This is a genomic window from Bacillus sp. JJ1562 (assembly GCF_036962705.1).
Lineage (GTDB): Bacteria > Bacillota > Bacilli > Bacillales > Bacillaceae_L > Ferdinandcohnia.
Genome location: NZ_JBALOQ010000022.1, coordinates 261,104 through 280,400 on the forward strand (window position 1 = coordinate 261,104; position 19,297 = coordinate 280,400).

The window sequence follows — 19,297 nt, forward strand, 5'->3', positions numbered from 1 at the left end:
TGAAAATCTGTGGCATCCGCCGGAGGCTTTAACTTTATTCAGCAATTCTGCAAAATAAAGTTAATCTTCATTTACATAAAGCTCCCAGGCTTTATCGAAAATGGACATACTTTTCAAATATTGGCCGTTTAGCTCCAAATAAGAGCTCAATTCATCGTAATCCTTTGAATAAATTGGAAAACCATGATCCAAATATACATCATTTGCAAATTGACTAATCTCATCTTTCGCTTTCGCCTGTCGAAACTTCACAATATAGTGATAAAATGACTTCCCCATAGCAACCACTTCCTACCCTTTTTAAACAGTTTTTTGTCATTTTATCATTGATTCGTGTCATGTCAACTAAAAGCGGAAATAGTTATGCTTTAAAATTCGTGGTGTATCCATGAGTTCCTTGTACTGGACCGTTTTTGAAAGTTTTTTCGTATCGATTAACATGAGTTGGTCCTCAATTTCTTTGATGATGCTTTCTTCTTGATATTCAATACCGCAAGCTTCACATTTGACACTAGGTGTTTCTGTTATTTCAATCGCGCGCGTACCGTCCGGGAGTTCCCAAAACACACTGTTTGTAACTTCACGTGCCTTTTCCGATTCACACCACATACATTTAACAGCATTACCTCCTAACTAGATGCTTCCTCATCCTTACCACCAGGAGCGTCGACGACGAAGGTTGGTACTGCGTCTTTTATTGAAAGTATACCTAAAAAAATAAAACTGCAAATCGATGTTATATATCATCTAGATTTGCAGTTAATTATAAAACATAAAAATAATTATGTAAGGGTAAAGTCAGTAAACTATTATCGTAATTAAAATAATACACTATCTTTAGTACTTTCTTGAGCAATGGATGCGAATTTACTTGCCGTTTCAGTTAATTCAAAATAATTTTTATCTGAAATCAAATTTGAAGGATTAATTAAAGAACTGCCAAGTCCTGCTGCTACAGCTCCAGCCTCAAAATATGAAGCAAGGTTGTTTAGATTAACTCCTCCTGTAGGCATTAACGGAATATGTGGAAGCGGCCCTTTAAGATTTTTAAAGTATCCTACTCCTAGGGCATCTGCTGGAAATATTTTTATACAGTCAGCCCCATGCTCGTAAGCAGTCAGTATCTCTGTGGGTGTAAACGCACCTGGAATGCTGATTATTCCCTAGCGTTTTGCCATTTTAATTGTTTCAGTATTGACTGTTGGTGAAAATATAAATTCCGCTCCAGCCATTATAGTATTACGTGCAGTTTCTGGATCTAATACTGTTCCGGCACCTACTATGATTTGATCACCGAATTCTTCCTTTACTCTCTCAATTAAATGACATGCTTTAGGGGTCTCAACAGTAATCTCGATTGTTCGAATGCCTCCTTCTTTCAGAGCACGAGCAATCGGAACAATTTGATCTGGACCTGCACCACGAATGACAGCAACCAGCTTGCCTTTTTTCAGTTCTACTAATTTAGTCAAGATATTTGCTCCTTCCTACCTTGTAACGTCCTCTTTACAACCATTTATAAACAAATCCAGATCGGCACGATTAGGCAATCCTTCTACATCACCATTCACCATCGTTACTAGCGCTCCCATTGCGTTTCCTCTTCTTGCTGCTTCTACATGTGATAGTCCTTCAAGGAATCCGGATAATACACCTGCTGCAAAAGCATCACCTGCCCCAATCGGATCTACAACTCGTTCTACTACAAAGCCTGGCACATATGTTTTTGACGTCGTTGAAGATGAAATAAGAGAACCATCTTTTCCTAATTTCATCATAACCGTTTCAGCACCTAAATCATGAAATAGATCTACAAACTGCTCGGGGGTATGTGGACCGAATAAAAATTCGGCTTCAGCAATACCTGGAAGAACATAATCACATTCAGAAGCGTACTTTTTTAAAAAGTGTCTTGCCTCGTATTCATTCGTCCAGATCTGTAAGCGAATATTTGGATCAAACACTATTTTTGTACAATTTTCTTTTGCAATACGAATAGCTTTGTCAAGTATCGAGCGAGACGATTCACCTAAGGCGGGTGTAATACCTGTTAGATGAAGGTATGCGGCATCTTTTATTGCTTCTTCAGGAAGTAAATCAGCTGTCATTTTACTAGCAGCGGAATTCTTCCGGTAATAATAAACCCGAGTATCTTTCGGTCGTCTAAATTCCTTGAAAAAGACGCCAGTCTGTGCCTCATCGTCACGTGTCACAAAAGAGACATCTACACCCTCTCCTCTTATAAACGCTTCCATGGCATCACCGAATTCGTCTTTACCAAGCCGGCTGATCCAACGGGATCTGTGTCCCAGTCGGCTTAAACCAATTGCAACATTAGATTCTGCACCACCAAATTTCATGGAAAAAGAACGGGCGTGACGAAGCGGGCCAACTTCATTTGGAGTAAATAATGTCATGGTTTCGCCAATTGTTACAACATCCATGTTTATCATCTTCTTTCACTTTTCGCAGTTATTTTACTCATAAGATAGAGTAGCGATCTTTTCAATTGTTATATCACTTCGATCTCCAATTTTTAGCCATACTTTAGGGCTAAGACCCATACCCACTCAGGAGATGTACTCTTTGCAATTAAATCCCCAAGCTTTAATGCCTTAGAAAATTTACTATTTTCATAAAATCATATACTTTACGTCAATGCGTATGGTGTTTTTGTCCCGCTTAAAACATGAACGATATTATTTGCAGCCTTTTGACGCAACTCAATCATAGCCTCCTCTGAATACCAAGCACTGTGAGGTGTGATTATGACGTTATCCATCTTAAGTAGCGGGCTGTCACCTCTGATTGGTTCTTCTTCTGTTACATCAAGTGCTGCACCTGCTATGATTCCTTTTTCCAGTGCGTCAGCAAGTGCTCTTTCATCAATTATTGGGCCTCTTGCTGTATTAATAATGACCGCATTGCTCTTCATTTGTAATAAGCGCTCCTTATTAATTAAATGGTACGTATCAGCAATCAGCGGCACATGTACTGACAAATAATCTGCTTGACGAATTATGTCATCAAGATCCATTTTCTCAACACCCAGAGCAGACATATCTTCGGCAGATACAAAAGGGTCATAGGCAGCTATTTTAAAGCCTAGTGGTTTTACCTTTTCTATAAAACGACGGGGAATTCGACCAAAACCTAGGACACCGACTATTTGCTCATTAAATCTATGGATTGGCACACATAATTTAAAATCCCAGTTTCCTTTTTTAACATCATTGTTTAATAATGTGACTTTTCGTGCCCATGATAGCAAAAGTGCTAAAGCATGATTTGATACCTCTTCCATTCCATAATCGGGAACATTTGTTACAGTAATGCCTTTTTCTTTTGCTGCATCTAGATCAATCGTATTAACTCCAACACCGTAACGGGAAATAACTCTTGTGTGTTGAAGTGTCTCAATTACCCGTCTTGTGACTGGAGCGTATTGATTTAAAATGGCATCAACATCATTCGCTTTTTCTATGACTTCCTCTTCCGTTTTGCATTGTTCTTTAATGAACTCAATGTCCAATCCGCTTTTTTGAAAGATTTCTTCTTCATATTGCAAATTTTCAAATTCATAATCCGTTAACAGGACTTTAAATGCCATTAGGCTCAACTCCTTAAATATAATAAGAAAGAATCAATAACGTTTCGTGAAAAAAACAATTAGTTCATTGCTGTTTTATGAACCTTCGCAATACCTAGTCCCTCCGCACCTAACTCTGATGTTATTGCTTCTGGATAATAACGTTCAATCATCTGTATACCAATCGATGCACGACGAACCCGTTCTTGAACAAGTGAGATGTTTGTACTTTCCCATTGTTTACCTGAAGGGTAAACATCCGGATGATTACGTAGGCCAAATTTGATATAGACCGGTGCCAACACTCGAATGATTTCAGGTATTTCATAATAACGGAGAAATCCTCCAAAATTATCAGGAACTTCAACATACAAATCAATCGGAATATCGATAGCTTGTCGAATCGCAGCAAGTTTAGGAAGTGTTAATCCTGGTGGAACGTTATAAGTATCAGCACCGATATCTTCCATTAATTTTACGGATACTGGATTAACTGCTCCCATTTGAACCGAAACTTTTACTACAAAATCCTGTGGAAGCTGACCGTTTTTTTTCATTTCTTTCGTTAATAGCAATAATCCTTCATCTGCAACTAAGGCACCTCGCAGACCTAGTTCTGCCCCTCTTTTTAAGTCCTCCATTGCATAAACAAGTTGGTCTGCACCTTCGTGGCGAATTCCTTGTGATTTGCCTCCAGATGTAAGAGGTCCTGCACTTACATCCCATGAACCGCGGGGACCGACAAACAAACTTAATTCAATGCCACGTTCAGCGGTTAGTTTACACATTTCTTTTATTTCTTCATCTGTCTGCAGCATAATACCGCTTCCTTGAGAAATCCTGTGAATTGTTAATCCAAGACGATCAATTTCTTTTAATGTTTCTTTTAAGGCAACCGGCCCTTCTACACTAGGAAGTTCAATCCGGTATTGCGCACCGTCTGGAAATCTTTTAGTTGATGTCGGAAGCTCACATAGATCAGTAGTGGGATAACCTAATTTTTTTAGTAATTCACGAGATTGTTTCATAGTTTAACTCCTTCTCCCATTTTTTCTTTAAAAAACTTTTTGGAGTACTTTTTTGACTAAGTAGTTAGACTCTAGGCATAGCACATGAAACTTGTATTTTTTTAATAAGACCTGCCACATTATCACGCAAATCAGCAGGGAAAACATCACATGGTGCGCGGTGTCCTGCTGGAATATTGAACCAACGCTGATGAACAGCTTCTTTCATTTGAGTAAAAAAGGTCGGACAATATGTGTACACATCCATAAGCTCTGTAATCAATTGATGTTTTTTCTGAGCCACTGCAAAATCACCTTTTTGATATGAAGTATATAGATCAACAGATATTTCAGGCGCGAAGGCAGAGCATCCATTGATACTACCTGCTGCGCCGATCATTTGGGCTGGCAGCAAATGATCGTCAAATGCAGAGAAGACTTGAAAATCACTGCGAACTTTTTTGGTTTCTTTAATTACTTGGCGAATGTGTCCAAGATCACTGACTGTTTCTTTAATACCTGCAATATTTGAGTACGATTCAGCTAGTTTTTTGATTAACTCTATAGATAGATTTTGTCCTGTTAAAAGAGGAATGTTATATATATATACTTGAAGCTCAGTATTCTCAGCAACATTAGAATAAAAACGATACAATTGTTCGTCTGTAAGTTTCCAGTAGAAAGGGTTCACGACAAGAACTCCGTCTGCACCCTGTGCTTCTGAATAGGAAGTTAATTCATGTACTTCTTTTAATGCGGTATGGCCTACGCCAACCATTACCGGTACACGGCCATTGATGTGCTTAATCATTTCACGTATGTAAAGCTTTCGTTCTTCAGATGTCAATGATGAAAACTCACCTGAACTTCCTAGCAACAAAATTCCATGAATATTTAGAGAAATTAACTCATCAATGTATCGCTTATTCAGATCCAAATCAATATTCCCAGCTTCGTCAAATAAGGTGACGATCGGTGGGATAATACCATGAAATTTCATATTAACTCTCCCCTCTGTGATTACCATTCGGCGATACTACCGTCTTCATGGCGCCAGATTGGATTTTTCCAATAATGCCCTATTTCGGCCGCCTGCTTTACTTTTTCTTCATTTATTTCAAGTCCAAGACCAGGATTATCAGAAATACTCACATAACCATTTTTATAGTTAAAGACTTCTGGATTTTTTATATAATCTAAAATATCTATTCCTTCATTATAATGAATACCTAAACTCTGTTCCTGAATAACAAAGTTTGGCGTCGATGCATCTAAGTGAATAGACGAAGCAAGAGTCATCGGACCGAGCGGACAATGTGGCGCAATCGCAACATCATAAGCTTCTGCCATAGCAGCGATTTTCTTCCCTTCTAAAAATCCACCTGTATGTGAAAGATCCGGTTGAATAATATCAACATATCCATCATGAAGAAGTTGTTTAAAGTCCCAGCGGGTATACATTCTTTCACCTGTTGCTATCGGACAAGTCGTGTGCATCGCAATATCACGAAGAGCTTCATTGTTTTCTGGCAAAACAGGTTCTTCAATAAACATAGGTCTAAAAGGTTCCAGTTCTTTAACAATTGTTTTGGCCATCGTTTTATGAATGCGTCCATGAAAATCAACACCAATGCCAAAGTCTTTACCGACAGCCTCACGAATTGAAGCAACCCTTTCAATGACTGCTTCTACTTTTGAAAAATCATCAATGTAGTTCATTTCTTCTGAGGCATTCATTTTGACCGCCAAGAAGCCTTGATTTTGTTTATCTTTTGCAGCAGCAACAACATCAGCTGGTCGATCCCCACCAACCCAAGAATACACCTTTATTTTTTGCCGTGCTTTCCCTCCAAGCATCTGATAGACGGGTATGTTAAAATATTTTCCTTTTATTTCCCATAAAGCCTGTTCAATCCCGGAAATGGCGCTCATTAATATTGGACCGCCTCGGTAAAATCCACCACGATACAAAGTCTGCCAAATATCTTCAATATCATTTGGGTTTGCGTCCAATTAAATAATCAGTCAGTTCCATAACAGCTGCTTTAACTGTATCAGCTCTTCCTTCAACAACAGGTTCTCCCCAACCAGAAATGCCTTCGTCAGTATCAATTTTTATAAAAAGCCACCTCGGAGGAACTTTGAATAGTGAAATTTTTGATATTTTCATAGTACACCTCTAATTTTATAGGAGATTCCAACATTCAGAATCTCCTATAAAATTACTTAAGAGCCTTTAATAAATACGGTTTTGATTGCTGTAAAAAATTCTTTTGCTGCTTCTCCTTGTTCGCGTGAGCCACTACTAGATGCTTTCATACCTCCAAATGGTGCTTGAAGTTCTACCCCTGCGCTTTCAGCGTTAATGCGGACAAGACCTGCTTCAATTTCATCGATAAATTCGAGAATAGAGCTAATATTTGTTGTAAAAATAGATGCACTTAAACCGTATTTCGTATTGTTTGCAAATGAAAAAGCTTCTTCAAGGTCCTTCGCTTTAATAAGTGAAATTACTGGACCAAAAATTTCATCTTGAGCAATGCTCATCTCAGTTGTTACTTCGTCGAAAATAGCCGGTGTAACAAAGAAGCCATTGTCATAGTCGCCTCCTGTTAATACTTCACCACCATGGACAAGTTTTGCACCTTCTTGTTTTCCGATTTCAATGTATTTTTTAAAAGTATTGAACTGAATTTCACTAGCGCATGGTCCCATCCAGATGCCATCGTTTAGTCCGTTCCCTACCGTGATTTTTTCTGTTTCTTCAATTAGCTTATTTTTAAATTCCTCATAGATAGCTGATTCCACAATAACTCTACTTGATGCTGTACATTTTTGACCAGAAGAACGGAACCCACCACTAATAACAGCTTCAACAGCTTGATTTAGGTTTGCATCGTTTGTAACGATAACAGGGTTTTTTCCGCCCATTTCAAGCTGGAATTTTATTCCTCTAACAGATGCTGATTTTGCAACTTCATGTCCAACACTTTCTGAACCAGTAAATGTTATTGCATTTAATTTAGGATGGTCAATTAGACTCTGGCCAATCACTGAACCAGATCCTGTTACAAAGTTAATGACACCTTCTGGGAATCCGGCCTTTTCAAAGCATTCAACAACTTTTGCTGCAGTAACTGCTGCTTCGCTGGCAGGCTTGAACACGATTGTATTTCCATAGACGAGTGCAGGAGCAATTTTCCATATAGGAATAGCAACCGGAAAATTCCATGGTGTAATGACGCCAACAACGCCAAGCGGAGTGCGTTTTGTAAACATAAGAGCATCTTTATCAGATGATGGAATAACATCTCCATCTTTTCTCATCCCTTCACCAGCATAGTAGCGAAGAATAGCAATACCTCTTTCTGTTTCACCTTTTGCTTCAGGAAGTGTTTTCCCCATTTCTCTCGTAAGTGTCTCAGCAATTTCAGCAAGGTTTTCTTCTAGAATATTCGCTGTTTTAAATAAAAGCTGACCGCGAGCCGCCTGCCCTAATTTGCGCCACTCCTTTTTCGCATTGTACGCTGCAGTAACAGCATTGTTTAATTCATTTACTGTTGAACTTTGAACGTATCCTACTATTTCTTTCGTAGCAGGATTGATGCTCGCCATCGTTTTTCCAGAATCAGATTCAACCCATTCGTTATTAATATAGTTGGAATACGTTTTTGTTTTTAAAGATGTTGTCATATCCCTTCACTCCTTTTTTTAAAATGTAGGACCAATTCGCCAAATGCCAAAGTCATGCTGTTTCAAAATTTCCGCTTTAGTCAATTTACCATTTGCTACTGTTTGAATTTCCATCATGATTCTCAAACCAACTTCTGACACCGTTTCCTTGCCATCAATAATCGTACCCGCATCAAGATCCATGTTTTCGTTCATACGATCAAACATCTGGGTATTAGTTGAAATTTTAATAACAGGAGTAATCGGTGAACCAGTAGGTGTTCCGCGTCCACTTGTGAATAGTACAACTTGTGCGCCTCCTGCGACCATACCCGTCAATTGTTCAATGTCATGTCCTGGAGTATCCATCCAGACTAACCCTTTTTTCGTTGGTGTCTGTGCATAGTCAATAACTTCCTCTAACCTTGATGTGCCTGATTTTGTCGCAGCACCGAGAGATTTTTCTTCTAATGAGCTGAGACCACCTTCTATATTGCCTGGGCTAGGATTCCCAGTTCGGATATCAACACCCATTTGTATGGAGCGATTTTCCATCATTTTAATGATTGAATACACCTTTTTTGCTACTTGATCGTTTGCAGCACGATTTGCAAGCAAATGCTCTGCACCAATCAATTCAGTCGTTTCCGCTAAAATCGCTGTTCCCCCTTGTTCGACAATCAAATCGCTAGTACGTCCAACTGCTGGGTTAGCGGATAGACCGGAACATGCATCCGAACCTCCGCATTCTGTACCTACAATTAATTCACTAAAATCACATAACTCCCGTTGAACCATGGAAGCATCTTGCACCATTTTCACCGCAATCTTTGCTACTTCGGCTATCGTTTGCAGCGTGCCTCCATGTTCTTGTATTGATACCGTTTGCACAGGTTTGCCACATTTTGCGATTTCATCACCGATGCGATGTGCTTGGTGTGTTTCACAGCCTAGTCCTAGTACAATAACACCATATACATTTGGATTCATCCCCAATCCTGCATACGTTCTAGCAGTTTGATCGTAATCTGAACCTACTTGGGCACAACCATGCTGATGAATAAATGTTACCGTACCACTTACTAGCTCTGTTACACGTTGAGCTGTTTGTGTTGCACATGTAATCGTTGGTAAGATGAGAACATGGTTACGAACACCTACTCTACCATCTGGACGACGATACCCCCAAAACTGCATCTTTTCATTTAGCAATTTTGTCACCTCTTCCTCTTTTCCCTTCTAAATTGTGGACATGAACATGTTCCCCTTGTTGAATCGCCACAACTGCTGCTCCAATTATTTCTCCATATTTCATAATGTTTTCACCTTGTTTAATTTCTTTAACTGCAAATTTATGACCGAAGCGTATTGGTTCTAGGATTGTCACCTCAATGTCTTTTCCGTCTGACTTCACAGTGACTACAGACTGTGAAGGGATATCTGATAAGGCGACAGCAACACTATCATTTGCATGTAATAAAAGGGTTTTATATTTGCTCATTTATTTCTCTCCCTTTAATTCACTTGACTTACTTTTTCACTTTTAACGACCGGATTAATTAATGTGCCGATACCTGGAATTTCAATTTCAATGCTATCTTTATCCAATAAAGTAAATTCATTTGGTGGAACAATACAAGTACCTGTTAGTAGGACTGTTCCTGCAAAGATTTCATTGTCGAGTATTAAGTAATGAACAAGCTCATCAAGAGTGCGTTTTAATTGATTGACATGTGCTTCACCTTCGAATACTTTTTCATCATTACGATATATTCTGCAAATAATCTTAAATTCGTATGGATCTGCTACAGCCTCCTTTAATAAAATAGCAGGTCCAATTGAGCAAGAATTTTTCCATACTTTTGCTTGTGGCAGGTAAAGAGGGTTTTCACCTTCAATATCTCTGCAGCTCATATCGTTTCCAATTGTGTATCCAAGCACTTCGCCATTTTTATCTAAAACAAGTCCCAACTCAGGCTCTGGAATTTGCCAGTTTGAATCAGATCTTAAATAAACTGGATCGTTAGGGCCAACTGTTCTAGCTGCTGTTGATTTAAAGAAAATTTCGGGACGAACTGCATCATAAACTTTGTCATAAAATGTTTGGCGGTCAAGCTTACCTTGTGTTGCTTCGTAATTACGTGCTTCTTTGCTTTTTTTATACGTGACTCCAGATGCCCATACTTCCGGTGCATCAATTGGTGTCGTTAATTTTAGTCCAGATAGTGGTTGTCTGTCTCCTTCGTTAATCTTTTGTTTTATAATATCAAATGGAGTTTTATCAATTTGACGTGCCGTTTCAATCAAGGACATAAAATCTGTAAATGGAAGGTCAACCACTTGGTTTTCATTGATTACTACTGCAAGTTGTTTCTCACTTCCTTTTAAATATCGAATAATTCTCATTGTCTACTTTCCTCCTCAATGTAAATTGTCATCTTATATTTTTTGATATTCATATCCAAGTTCATGTGAAATTTTATCGCTGCATTTTTTTAAAATGCCGACATAATTTTCAAGTGTTTCTTGATTTATTTTCGTTGCCGGCATAGACATGCTCACAGCAGCAATTACATTACCGGAATAATCTTTTATAGGAACTGCAAGACAAAATATGCCTTGTTCGTTTTCTTCGTTATCAATTGAATATCCGGCAAGTCGTACCTTTTCGATTTCTGATAAAAATTGTTCTTTTGTACTTATTGATTTTTCAGTGGACTTTGTAAATTGATAACCTTCTAAAAGTAAATCAAGCTCACGATTCGACTTAGTTGCAACTAGCGATTTCCCTACAGCACTCCTATGAATCGGAACACGCCTGCCGATACGGGAATACAAAACCGTAACCCCTTTGCCTTCAACTTTATCAATATAAACACCTTCCTGCCCGTCTAAAATGACAAGGTGAATAGTTAAATTTGTGGTTGCTGAAAGCCTTTCAAGATGTTTCCTTGCAACATTTCGTAAATCACGATGGCTTACCACCATATTCCCTCGTTCTAATAATTTTAGACCGAGCGAATATTTCCCATTTTCTTCAGTTTGTGATATATAGTGGTGTAACTGTAACGTTTTTAAAAGAGAATGCACTGTACTTTTATGCAAGTTCAATTGTTTACTAATCTCTGTAATCGTTAATTCTTGATCATGCTCATCAAATAAATCTAGTATTTTCAATGCTCTTTCCACTGATTGAATAATAGGCATTGTTCCTCAGCCCTTTACCTTTTTTTATATACTAATTATTCAGATTTTTTATAACGAATAATCCTTACTTTATTACTATGTTTGTTTCCTGAAGAAGAATATCTTTTTCATAATCAAAGGTTGCATCTTCAATGATAGCAATTGGAACAACTCCGTTTGCTGCATCTGAATGTCCATACAACCGATTACTAGCAGCTACTAATTTCTGACGTTTTTTCATTCGCTGCTTTCGTTCTGTTACAAGTTCTTCCCTTTCTCGCTTTAACTGATTCGAAAAATTATGCACTATGTTTCCATTAAGAAGTAGTTCACTATCAATAAAATCAATTCGACGATTGCGAAGCTGAAGATGGACAATATCACCTGTCTGAAGGAAACCGATGCCCCCACCCTCATACGCTTCAGGTGTCATATGTCCGATAGCAGCTCCATATGTAACACCTGAGTAGCGCCCATCGCTAATAATTGTAGCAAGTTTCTTCAACACTCGATTCGCATTAATGTGCTGCATCGGAGTAAACATTTCCGGCATTCCAAATGCGACTGGCCCCTGTCCTGCAATGATAACGGCAATTTTCATCGTTCCTTTTTCAGCCATTTTGTCGAATAATTCATCATATGTTGCATCTTTAAGAAGAGTCCATTCTTGCTCAGAATTGTATTTAAGTGTTGCAAGTAAACGATCATGCGGGAACAGCTTTTGTTCTTTAATTTCAGTTAATATATTAGAATTTAGCAGGGATTTATTTGCATCATCCTCATTTTCATAATATAGAGTAAATGCAAGCTTATCGTCGAATTGATCCAGCTGTGGAGTAGGCATTCCACTAATTTTTACAACTGCGCTTTCAAAAAAGTTCCCCTTTAATACATCAACTCCGCTAAAGCTACGGCGAGGTGTTGATAGAATGACTTTATTGTCTTTTACATTTTCTGCTTTTAGGCTACGAGTAATCTTCAATCGTTCTCTCCATGTTTTTGTAGCCACAGTAGGTGCATCCTGGTCCATTGGCACGCCATTTTCCATGAGTTCATAAAAAAGGGTTTCCATTCCACGGCTTGTGCCACTGCAACATTGCATTGCAAGTGAATAAATATCACGTCCTTCTATTAGGCTGTAGTCAAATAAGTCCGGAATCGGATGTGAATGATGAATGCTATCAAGATCCCACAAACTGAATTTGTAACCTGCATAAAGCATTGCAGAGACGATATGCATCATTAAATTCGTCGAACCTCCGCTAGCGCTGTGTATCCGTATAGCATTTTTTATATTTGCAGCTACGATGTTGGATACCCCATAGGTTTCGTTGTTAATCATACTTTCAAAACTGTCTAGCACGGCATTAATTTGGCGTTGTGTCGGGGGATCTGTTAAAAGCTCAACAGCTGGATGAACCAGTCCCATGCCAGCAACTAAATGACGAGAGCTATTACCGGTTCCATTAAAGGCACATACGCCTCCTTGACCGTCACAAGTAGCAACAGCAAGTCGCATTTCAAAATATTTATGTTGCTCTTTCGTGATAGTCCCCCTTTCTAAAGCTCTTTCAAATACACCTTGAAACGCTGTATTTGAGGAGCATTGCAAAATATATGCCATCGTATCGCGCAAATCTAATGCTATATCTGCTGCACCTTCCATTTCTGCTTTTTTCGCCAGTGCTTCTAATTCTTCATATACATCAGCAGGAATTGTGCCACCTTCTAATACATGAGCTGGTGCAAATGTAGCGAAAAAGGGAGCTTCGCCTCTGCTGCGGCGTAAACGGTCAACATGTGCAAGGGCACTGACAACACCAAGTGGCTGCTTATCACAACCTTGTATAACAAATGCTCCATGGTAACTGTGTGCTTCAAGTTGATTAACCACCATTTGGGCAACTGCGTTTCGGCTTTGTAATGAGTAACTCATTCCTTGATTACTTTGAGCTGTACCGTCGCACATAACAGGTGTCGAAAAGTAAAACGGTACTCCCCCGTTTTGCCAAATCCGAATTGCTGCTCTTGCTGAAGTTTGATAATCCATAATATGGGCTGGATGATCTGATGAACCGCCTATGATTGCAATACGTGGCGCATTTCGTTCTAGCCTCATATAAATTTCTTCAAGTGTCCAGTCGGGCTTTCCACCTTCATATGTAGGACCAAGCGTCATTTTTGCTCGGTCTAACAAACTCGCAACCGTAATCGGTTCATTTGCTTTTCCCTGTACATTGTCTCTGTAAGGGTTTACCTCATTATCAATGAGTGGATATAAGTGAGTCATTAGATTACTTCCTTTCATATTCATAATGAAATCTAACAAGCTATTAATTCAATTAAATCTAATGAGTTACTAATTTAATACTAATTCTTCAGGTTCTGATAGTACCTCTAAATTTTTATTGTTTTCTGTCTCTTCTATCATGCTTTCAGATATCCAAATCTCATCAATTTCTAACGTGTTTTTAATTCTTACGACTCTTACTTTTGTTAAATCAAATGCATGACATGTTTTAATTGCAGCTTTAACAGCCAATTCCTCAGTATCTAGACACATTGGCAATTTCACCACATCTATTACGGTACTTGTAAGCGCATTAGCATATCCTTTTTCCCACTTGATTTCATTCATAACAGCTTTAGTGGTCATGTCGGCCATTCCAATTCCGTTTGCGTTCCCGTGTGTTTTCTCTGTCAGTCCAAGTACCACTGTCCGTTTAACATCGGGACCTCCAGTCGCATAAGGAGTGGCGAAATTCCCCGTTATATTAGGATCCATTCCGTCTCCAGAAATATCTTTGCCTATTTCATTTACGATAAGGACATCAATCTGATCGAAATGAATCCTTGGCATTAAAGATTTTGCTTCTAATAGTAGTTCTGGCTCTACCTTTTCTAAATCTTCCGCTGGTACTGCGACGATTTTTGCGGGTTTATCATAGGCATTCTCAATAGTAGCAAGACCAAATATTATTGGAGCTTTCGCAATTGATATTTTCGCCATCTCAGGTACATGTTCTGCCATATACTTAAAGCTATAAGCATGGGCGGCTTCAGCACCTTTTTGTTTTCCTAAACCGATTGTGATCATTTTCATTAGTCCACTTTCGACCGGACCGCGAAATGCAGTGTGGGGCTTTATTCGATTAATAACAATAATTTTATCTGATTCATTAGCTAATTTATCGATATAAACGGGTAGACCATTTGGTAATTCACCTAGCTTAACAACTTCCAAAGACGATCTTATGGGTGCCCCTACCGTTTCTTCAGTAACACCAAGCTGGTGTAGCACATCGATTTGCCCTTCTGCTGTAGCCCCGCCATGGCTACCCATGGCAGGTACAATAAATGGTTTTCCTCCTATTTCCTTTACAGCAGCTACTGTTTCTCTTACAAGGATGGGTAGATCAGCTACGCCCCTACTGCCTACTGCAATTGCTACATTGTCATCATCGGATATTCTTGATAAGACACCAGCTTTCTTTATTGCTTTTTGCACCTCACTCGCAACATCCACGAGCTGAGGTGCATGAAATTTTTGTTTTACTTTTACCATTTTTGGTAATGGGATCTCTCGTAAAAGTTCCGAAATTATATCCATGTTTCCCTCCATATTAAATCTCAAGCTTGTTTAATTACCACGTACTTTTTCTACTTCTTTCATCATTTCTTCAACGAGATCTTCTCCATATTTTTTAGCAAACTCATCTGTAACTGGTTGAATAATTTCCTTCATTTTTGTTGCTTCTTCCGAAGAAACTTCGTTAATTTTCATTCCTGCCTCTTCTAAAAGTTTAAGTGCTTTTTTATTTTCTTCTTGACTAAGAGCACGTTGGTATTCTCCAGCCTCTCGAACAGCTTCGCTCATAATCTTTTGTTCTTCTTCTGACAACCCATCCCAAAACTTCTTGCTAACAAGAAAGACAAATGGGGTATAAACATGTTTTGTTAGACTCAAGTAATCTTGTACTTCATTGTATTTTTGGGTTGTGATTGTTGCTAGTGGGTTTTCTTGACCATGAACAGTACCTGATTCTAATGCTGTAAATACTTCAGAAAATGCCATAGGAGATGGATTTGCTCCTAGCTTTGAAAAGGCCTTTAAGTGGACTTCATTTTGCATCGTCCGAATTTTAAGTCCTTTAAAATCTTCAGCAGTTGCAACAGGATGTTTGCTATTTGTTAAATTTCGGAAGCCATTTTCCCAGTATCCAAGACCTACTAAATCGTGCTCAGGTAATTTATCTAATAATTTTTGGCCAACTGCTCCATCTAAAACAGTGTAAGCTTCTTCTTCACTTTGAAAAACAAACGGGAAGTCATAAATGCCATACTCTTTAATCATCCCAACTAATGGAGAGGTTGATGGGACCGTTACTTCCTGTAAACCTGCTTGGAGAGCTTCAGTCATTTTTATATCATCACCAAGAGTTGCATCAAAAAAGTTTTGGACTTTCATTTTTCCGCCACTTTTTTCCTCTAGAAGTTCTGCAAATTTCACCATGCCTTGCCCTTGAGGATGTGATTCACTATTTCCGATTCCGGCTTTGATCGTTCTTGATTGTATACCGTCTTTAGAAGTTTCGGCGCTTTCATTTTGAGTTACACTGTTGCATGCACTTAGAAGCAAGACAGCCGGAAGGATAACTCCAGCAGTAAAACGTTTTAGCCATTTATTCATCTTAATTCCCCCATTTTCCTTTTAATTTATAAATCTAGCTTTAATAATCATGATTAATCGTTTTGTATTTTAAGAAGTAAACCATTCAAGTGGAACTAATACCAGTGAAGGGAAAATGATTAATAGGATTAGTATTAATACTTGGACAAGTAAGAATGGCCAAATCCCTTTCATGATATCTTCCATACTGATTTTACTAATACCACACATTACGTTTAAGACTGTACCAACTGGAGGTGTAAGTAAACCGATTGCGTTATTTAGAATAAATAGAACTCCAAAGTAAACAGGGTCAATACCTGCTGCAACAACAAGCGGCATTAAGACAGGCGTTAGAATTAGAATTGTCGGTGTCATATCCATTGCTGTACCGATCAGAATGACTAATAAGTTAATCATTATTAATAGTAGAAGCGGGTTATCTAAAAACGGTTCCAACATAGTGATGACTGCTGTTGGTAAATTAGCTACCGTAATTAGCCAAGATGAAACTAGTGCTGCTGCTACTAAAAACATAACAACGCTTGTCATTTTTGCTGAATGTACCAGTGCATCAAATAATTCACTTACTTTCATTTCACGGTAGACTACTAGACCAATGATTAATGCATATACAGCAGCAACTACTGCTGCCTCTGTTGGTGTAAATAAACCAAATCTCAATCCTCCGATAATAATAACCGGAAGAAAAAGTGCCCATATACCCTCACGAAGAGATTTGAAAATTTCTTTCGCAGAAGCACGAGGTTGCACTGCTACGTTATCTTTACGAGCTACTATACCCCAGGCAATTGTCAATCCTACAGCTAGCAAAAGACCAGGCACGATTCCAGCCATAAATAGCTTTGTAATCGAAACACCACTTGCAACACCAAAAATGATAAATCCAATACTTGGAGGGATGATTGGAGCAATAATTCCACCTGCTGCAATTAGTCCGCTTGAACGATTTTTATCATAACCAGCCTTAACCATCATCGGAATTAGTACAGCACCAAGAGCTGCTGTATCAGCAACTGCAGATCCAGATAAACTTGCAAAAAGTACGGCCGCGATAATTGCAACATAACCAAGGCCACCCTTGATATGTCCGACCATTGTCATCGCCATATTAACAATACGCATTGACAATCCCCCGCGATTCATTGCCTCACCGGCTAACATAAAGAATGGAATCGCCATTAAAGGAAAATTATCAGCACCGCTGATTAAGTTTTGAGCGATGATCTGACTATCAAATATACCAAGGAAATACATCAACACGACACTACTTACGAGCAAGGCAAAAGCAATAGGAATTCCAAGTGCCATGGCACCGAGTAAGGATCCGACAAAAACTCCAATCATACTTTTCTATCCTCCTTCTTGTCCATAATGTATGTATCACTATGGAGGGAAATTAACTCTTCAGATTCATTGATTTTAACCAGATCTTCAGTTTTTATTTTGTTAGAGATGATTCGATATATATTATTGATAATGATTATTCCCATAGAAATACTTACAAGAATCCCAGTACCGTATACAAAAGCTAATGGTAAACCAGTAGCAGGTGCATGACTGTCAATATTAATCAATGTCATCTTCCAGCTCCCATCTAATACAAGGAAAAGGACAAATAACATCAATAAATCTCCTAACACAATCACAACTTTTTTCGCCTTCACAGGAAGACGCTTTACAAGCATATCAACACCTAAGTGTTCATTGTTTTTGAAGGCGCCGATAGCACCTAGAAACGTTAGCCAAATAAAGAGATAACGTGACATTTCCTCAGACCAGGTAATGCCTGAATTAAAGAAATAACGGAGAACTACATTTCCAAAAACGAGAACAACCATGATTGCTAAAGCTATAGCCATTATGATGTTCAACGTCTTTTCCGATAACTTTGATAGTTTATTCAACAAATCTCACACCCCCAATTAAAGCGCATTCATTTATTCTGCATTAATTTTTTCAACTAGTTCCTTAGCCCAATCATTGTCAGCAAATATTTCTTCATAAACAGGTTGACTAGCTTTTACCATATCTTCCGTAAAACCATCGTCAGGTGTTGTAAATTTGATCCCATTGTCCTCAAGGAACTTTTTGTCATCTTCATAGTTTTTTTCTAGTAAATCGAATTCGTATGCTGCTGCCTCTTTTGCTGCCTTTTGAATAATTTTCTGTTGCTCTTCTGTTAAACTTTTAAAGAACTTGCTGTTAATGATATAAATATTAGGACTAAACATATGTTTTGATTCTAAAACATCACTTTGAACTTCGTAATATCCAGAATTTCTCAATGTTGCAATCGGGTTATCCTGGGCATCAACAACTTTTTGTTCGAGTGCAGAAAAAACTTCTGAAATTGGCAGCGGACTGACATTTGCACCAAGTGCCTCACCTAATTTTATGTAGTTTGGAATGTTAGGCATTCTGAGTCGTAATCCATCAAAATCTTCCATACTATTTATTGTTCGATTGCTTGAAAACATTCTAAATCCATTCGCACTCCAAGCTAGTGGCGTTACTCCATGTTTTGGATCTAAATCTGCTGTTATTTCTTCACCGATAGGTCCATTTAAAACTTTCTTGACATGTTCAAAATCTCTAAATAAGAAAGGCCATTCAGGAACACCCATTTTTGGAATGTCTGCTTGCATGATTAATCCTGGAATCCCCATCTCAATTGTTCCATTTCTAACACCATCATAAAATTCTTTTTCTGCACCTAATGTACTGTTTGCATAGATTTGTACTTCTAATTCACCATTGCTTTCTTCCTCAACTATCTTTTTGAATTTTTCCTTTAAAGCAATATTTTGCGGATGGTTATCTGCAAAATAGTGTGCAACTTTAATGGTTTTCTGAACAGTTCCAGATTCATTAGATGTTGATCCAGCATTACTACAGCCCGTAATAAGAATTACACCTGCTAGTGTGATACTTTGTAGCAATTTCAAAGATTTTCCTTTTTTCATAAAAACCCCTCCCTTTTAATTTGTAAGTGCTTTCATTGGGTGAAATAAAAAAACTTCTCCTCATTCTCCTTGTTGAATAACATGTCAGTTTTATAATATAAAACTCGGTTTTTAAAAGTTAAGAAAAATAAATTTCTATTTAAACATTTATAAACTGTATGTAATTCAATTGAAGTATGTTATGTAG

Annotated in this window: 17 protein-coding genes and 2 pseudogenes; all 19 read right to left on the reverse strand. The window is 38.2% G+C overall.

The window, feature by feature from the left end; translation table 11 throughout:
• Nucleotides 1-60: 60 nt before the first annotated feature.
• Entirely contained in the window at nt 61-279 is a 219-nt protein-coding gene (locus V7097_RS15480) for a YozE family protein (RefSeq protein WP_335704531.1), read from the reverse strand.
• A gap of 66 nt (nt 280-345) precedes the next feature.
• Nucleotides 346-609 (reverse strand): YokU family protein, encoded by a 264-nt coding sequence (locus V7097_RS15485; protein WP_335704532.1) that lies wholly within the window; start codon nt 607-609, stop codon nt 346-348.
• A 209-nt stretch (nt 610-818) separates the two neighbouring features.
• A pseudogene (locus tag V7097_RS15490) lies at nt 819-1,472 on the reverse strand (bifunctional 4-hydroxy-2-oxoglutarate aldolase/2-dehydro-3-deoxy-phosphogluconate aldolase).
• 15 nt (nt 1,473-1,487) lie between these two features.
• Nucleotides 1,488-2,444 carry a sugar kinase gene (locus V7097_RS15495; protein WP_335704533.1) on the reverse strand — a complete coding sequence of 319 codons (957 nt, stop codon included), beginning with the start codon at nt 2,442-2,444 and terminating at the stop codon, nt 1,488-1,490.
• Between the two features lie 206 nt (nt 2,445-2,650).
• On the reverse strand, nt 2,651-3,610 hold the full coding sequence (locus tag V7097_RS15500; protein ID WP_335704534.1) for a C-terminal binding protein: 960 nt from the start codon (nt 3,608-3,610) through the stop codon (nt 2,651-2,653).
• A gap of 59 nt (nt 3,611-3,669) precedes the next feature.
• Complete coding sequence (locus tag V7097_RS15505; protein ID WP_335704535.1) at nt 3,670-4,617, reverse strand: U32 family peptidase; 948 nt, start codon at nt 4,615-4,617, stop codon at nt 3,670-3,672.
• A gap of 64 nt (nt 4,618-4,681) precedes the next feature.
• The gene (locus V7097_RS15510) at nt 4,682-5,596 is read right to left on the reverse strand and encodes a dihydrodipicolinate synthase family protein (protein ID WP_335704536.1); all 915 of its coding nucleotides are present in this window, start codon (nt 5,594-5,596) and stop codon (nt 4,682-4,684) included.
• Nucleotides 5,597-5,616: 20 nt separating this feature from the next.
• A pseudogene (gene dgoD / locus V7097_RS15515) lies at nt 5,617-6,766 on the reverse strand (galactonate dehydratase).
• 56 nt (nt 6,767-6,822) lie between these two features.
• Entirely contained in the window at nt 6,823-8,289 is a 1,467-nt protein-coding gene (gucD, locus tag V7097_RS15520; protein ID WP_335704537.1) for an alpha-ketoglutaric semialdehyde dehydrogenase GucD, read from the reverse strand.
• A gap of 18 nt (nt 8,290-8,307) precedes the next feature.
• The gene (locus tag V7097_RS15525; RefSeq protein ID WP_335704552.1) at nt 8,308-9,465 is read right to left on the reverse strand and encodes a UxaA family hydrolase; all 1,158 of its coding nucleotides are present in this window, start codon (nt 9,463-9,465) and stop codon (nt 8,308-8,310) included.
• A gap of 4 nt (nt 9,466-9,469) precedes the next feature.
• Nucleotides 9,470-9,769 carry a UxaA family hydrolase gene (locus V7097_RS15530; protein WP_335704538.1) on the reverse strand — a complete coding sequence of 100 codons (300 nt, stop codon included), beginning with the start codon at nt 9,767-9,769 and terminating at the stop codon, nt 9,470-9,472.
• A gap of 14 nt (nt 9,770-9,783) precedes the next feature.
• On the reverse strand, nt 9,784-10,674 hold the full coding sequence (locus V7097_RS15535) for a fumarylacetoacetate hydrolase family protein (protein WP_335704539.1): 891 nt from the start codon (nt 10,672-10,674) through the stop codon (nt 9,784-9,786).
• Nucleotides 10,675-10,707: 33 nt separating this feature from the next.
• Nucleotides 10,708-11,475, reverse strand: coding sequence for an IclR family transcriptional regulator (locus V7097_RS15540; RefSeq protein WP_335704540.1), 768 nt, complete (start codon nt 11,473-11,475; stop codon nt 10,708-10,710).
• A gap of 64 nt (nt 11,476-11,539) precedes the next feature.
• Nucleotides 11,540-13,744 (reverse strand): dihydroxy-acid dehydratase domain-containing protein, encoded by a 2,205-nt coding sequence (locus V7097_RS15545; RefSeq protein ID WP_335704541.1) that lies wholly within the window; start codon nt 13,742-13,744, stop codon nt 11,540-11,542.
• Between the two features lie 69 nt (nt 13,745-13,813).
• Nucleotides 13,814-15,064 carry a lactate racemase domain-containing protein gene (locus tag V7097_RS15550; RefSeq protein ID WP_335704542.1) on the reverse strand — a complete coding sequence of 417 codons (1,251 nt, stop codon included), beginning with the start codon at nt 15,062-15,064 and terminating at the stop codon, nt 13,814-13,816.
• A 30-nt stretch (nt 15,065-15,094) separates the two neighbouring features.
• Nucleotides 15,095-16,144, reverse strand: coding sequence for a TRAP transporter substrate-binding protein (locus V7097_RS15555; RefSeq protein ID WP_335704543.1), 1,050 nt, complete (start codon nt 16,142-16,144; stop codon nt 15,095-15,097).
• 69 nt (nt 16,145-16,213) lie between these two features.
• A complete protein-coding gene (locus tag V7097_RS15560; RefSeq protein ID WP_335704544.1) occupies nt 16,214-17,491 on the reverse strand; it encodes a TRAP transporter large permease subunit in 1,278 nt (425 codons plus the stop codon).
• Nucleotides 17,488-18,054 (reverse strand): TRAP transporter small permease, encoded by a 567-nt coding sequence (locus V7097_RS15565; protein WP_335704545.1) that lies wholly within the window; start codon nt 18,052-18,054, stop codon nt 17,488-17,490. The genes V7097_RS15560 and V7097_RS15565 overlap by 4 nt, the downstream gene beginning before the upstream one ends.
• A gap of 30 nt (nt 18,055-18,084) precedes the next feature.
• Nucleotides 18,085-19,110 (reverse strand): TRAP transporter substrate-binding protein, encoded by a 1,026-nt coding sequence (locus V7097_RS15570; RefSeq protein ID WP_335704546.1) that lies wholly within the window; start codon nt 19,108-19,110, stop codon nt 18,085-18,087.
• Nucleotides 19,111-19,297: the final 187 nt, after the last annotated feature.

Excerpts from the sequence above, each read along its gene's own strand:
- V7097_RS15480 (WP_335704531.1), bottom strand. The coding sequence starts at position 279 with ATGGGGAAGTCATTTTATCACTATATTGTGAAGTTTCGACAGGCGAAA.
- V7097_RS15485 (WP_335704532.1), bottom strand. The coding sequence starts at position 609 with ATGTGGTGTGAATCGGAAAAGGCACGTGAAGTTACAAACAGTGTGTTT.
- V7097_RS15495 (WP_335704533.1), bottom strand. The coding sequence starts at position 2,444 with ATGGATGTTGTAACAATTGGCGAAACCATGACATTATTTACTCCAAAT.
- V7097_RS15500 (WP_335704534.1), bottom strand. The coding sequence starts at position 3,610 with ATGGCATTTAAAGTCCTGTTAACGGATTATGAATTTGAAAATTTGCAA.
- V7097_RS15505 (WP_335704535.1), bottom strand. The coding sequence starts at position 4,617 with ATGAAACAATCTCGTGAATTACTAAAAAAATTAGGTTATCCCACTACT.
- V7097_RS15510 (WP_335704536.1), bottom strand. The coding sequence starts at position 5,596 with ATGAAATTTCATGGTATTATCCCACCGATCGTCACCTTATTTGACGAA.
- gucD (WP_335704537.1), bottom strand. The coding sequence starts at position 8,289 with ATGACAACATCTTTAAAAACAAAAACGTATTCCAACTATATTAATAAC.
- V7097_RS15525 (WP_335704552.1), bottom strand. The coding sequence starts at position 9,465 with ATGCAGTTTTGGGGGTATCGTCGTCCAGATGGTAGAGTAGGTGTTCGT.
- V7097_RS15530 (WP_335704538.1), bottom strand. The coding sequence starts at position 9,769 with ATGAGCAAATATAAAACCCTTTTATTACATGCAAATGATAGTGTTGCT.
- V7097_RS15535 (WP_335704539.1), bottom strand. The coding sequence starts at position 10,674 with ATGAGAATTATTCGATATTTAAAAGGAAGTGAGAAACAACTTGCAGTA.
- V7097_RS15540 (WP_335704540.1), bottom strand. The coding sequence starts at position 11,475 with ATGCCTATTATTCAATCAGTGGAAAGAGCATTGAAAATACTAGATTTA.
- V7097_RS15545 (WP_335704541.1), bottom strand. The coding sequence starts at position 13,744 with ATGACTCACTTATATCCACTCATTGATAATGAGGTAAACCCTTACAGA.
- V7097_RS15550 (WP_335704542.1), bottom strand. The coding sequence starts at position 15,064 with ATGGATATAATTTCGGAACTTTTACGAGAGATCCCATTACCAAAAATG.
- V7097_RS15555 (WP_335704543.1), bottom strand. The coding sequence starts at position 16,144 with ATGAATAAATGGCTAAAACGTTTTACTGCTGGAGTTATCCTTCCGGCT.
- V7097_RS15560 (WP_335704544.1), bottom strand. The coding sequence starts at position 17,491 with ATGATTGGAGTTTTTGTCGGATCCTTACTCGGTGCCATGGCACTTGGA.
- V7097_RS15570 (WP_335704546.1), bottom strand. The coding sequence starts at position 19,110 with ATGAAAAAAGGAAAATCTTTGAAATTGCTACAAAGTATCACACTAGCA.